1 protein-coding gene is annotated in these 1,267 nt (G+C 73.4%); it reads left to right on the top strand.

Annotated features, from left to right (window positions below; all coding sequences use genetic code 11):
• Window positions 1-418: 418 nt before the first annotated feature.
• Window positions 419-1,267, top strand: an 849-nt coding sequence (locus I5E_RS15435) for a hypothetical protein (protein WP_031262918.1), incomplete at its 3' end; no start/stop codon positions are given.

Genomic DNA, 1,267 nt, shown 5'->3' with positions numbered 1-1,267 from the left:
CGGGGCTTCGTCTGGGGAGGCAGCCGTTCCCGGTCCGGGGGCGCAGGCTTCGGGTGCCCGCGCCCCTCGGACGCGCCTACCTGCTGCACGGTGCGGGGCTGATGGTCTTCGTCGCGGTGCTCGTCATCGCCGCGCGGCGTCGGTCGTGGCGGCGGCACCTGCCACGCGGCTGAGCGGGTGGTCGTGGCGGCGCGTCGGCCACGCGGCTGAGCGGAGGGTCGTGGGGGCGCGTCGGCCACGCGGCTGATCGGGCGGTCGTGGGGGCGCGTCGGCCACACGGCCGCCCACTCCCCTCCACAGGAGGTCGGGATGTGTCGGAGTGCACAGGTCCGCTCCGATCCCCCACGCTCGTTGCATCGTGCACCTAGACTGCCGGGGACCGTCAGGGGGCGGTCCTTCGTGACCTGGGGAACACCACATGCGCTTGCACCGTCGCCTCGCACTCGTCCTGACCGCGACGCTCGTCGCCACCGCCGCTGCCGTCGTCGCACCCGTGACGACCGCCCAGGCGGCGGCTCCCGCCACCGGGCGGTACACGCCCATCACCACCACCCGGGTGTGGTCGGGCAGCCTGACCACCACGCCGAAGGTCGTCCCGATCGCCGGTCTCGCCGGGGTCCCCGCGAACGCGACCGCCGTCGTCGTCAACGTCGAGGTCAAGTCGCCCACCGCGGCCGGGTACCTGCGCGTCACCCCGGCCGGCCGCGACGCCACCGTCGCCACGCAGGACTTCGCTGCCGGGCAGACCATCGCCAACCTCGTCACCGTCCGGCTCGCGGGCGGGAAGATCCAGGCGAAGCTGTCGCGTGGCAGTGCGAACGGCTACTTCGACGTCGCCGGCTACTACGCGGACGGCTCCGGGGCCACCTACACGCCGCTGAACGCCTCCCGGGTGTTCGGCGGGACGGTCGGCACCTCGCCGACGAAGGTGCCGCTCGCGGGCAAGGGCGGCGTCCCGAGCAACGCCACGGCAGTCGTGGTGAACACCCAGGTCTCCGGCCCGACCGCCGCCGGGTACGTCCGGGTCACCCCCGCGGGCCAGGACCCGGGCGTGGTGACCCAGCTGTTCGGCGCCGGGCAGTCGCTGTCGAACCTCGCGATCGTCAAGCTCGTGAACGGTGCCGTCCAGGTGAAGCTGTCGAAGGGCAGCGCGACGGTGTACCTCGACGTCGCGGGCTACTACTCCGCGTCGACGACCGGGTCCGTGTTCGTCCCGATCGACACCACGCGCGCCTACGGTGGCACCATCACGAGCACCCACCGCACC

The sequence above is a fragment of the Curtobacterium sp. B18 genome, assembly GCF_000333375.1.
In the GTDB taxonomy this organism is placed as follows: domain Bacteria; phylum Actinomycetota; class Actinomycetes; order Actinomycetales; family Microbacteriaceae; genus Curtobacterium.
This window is presented reverse-complemented; position numbering and strand designations above follow the sequence as displayed.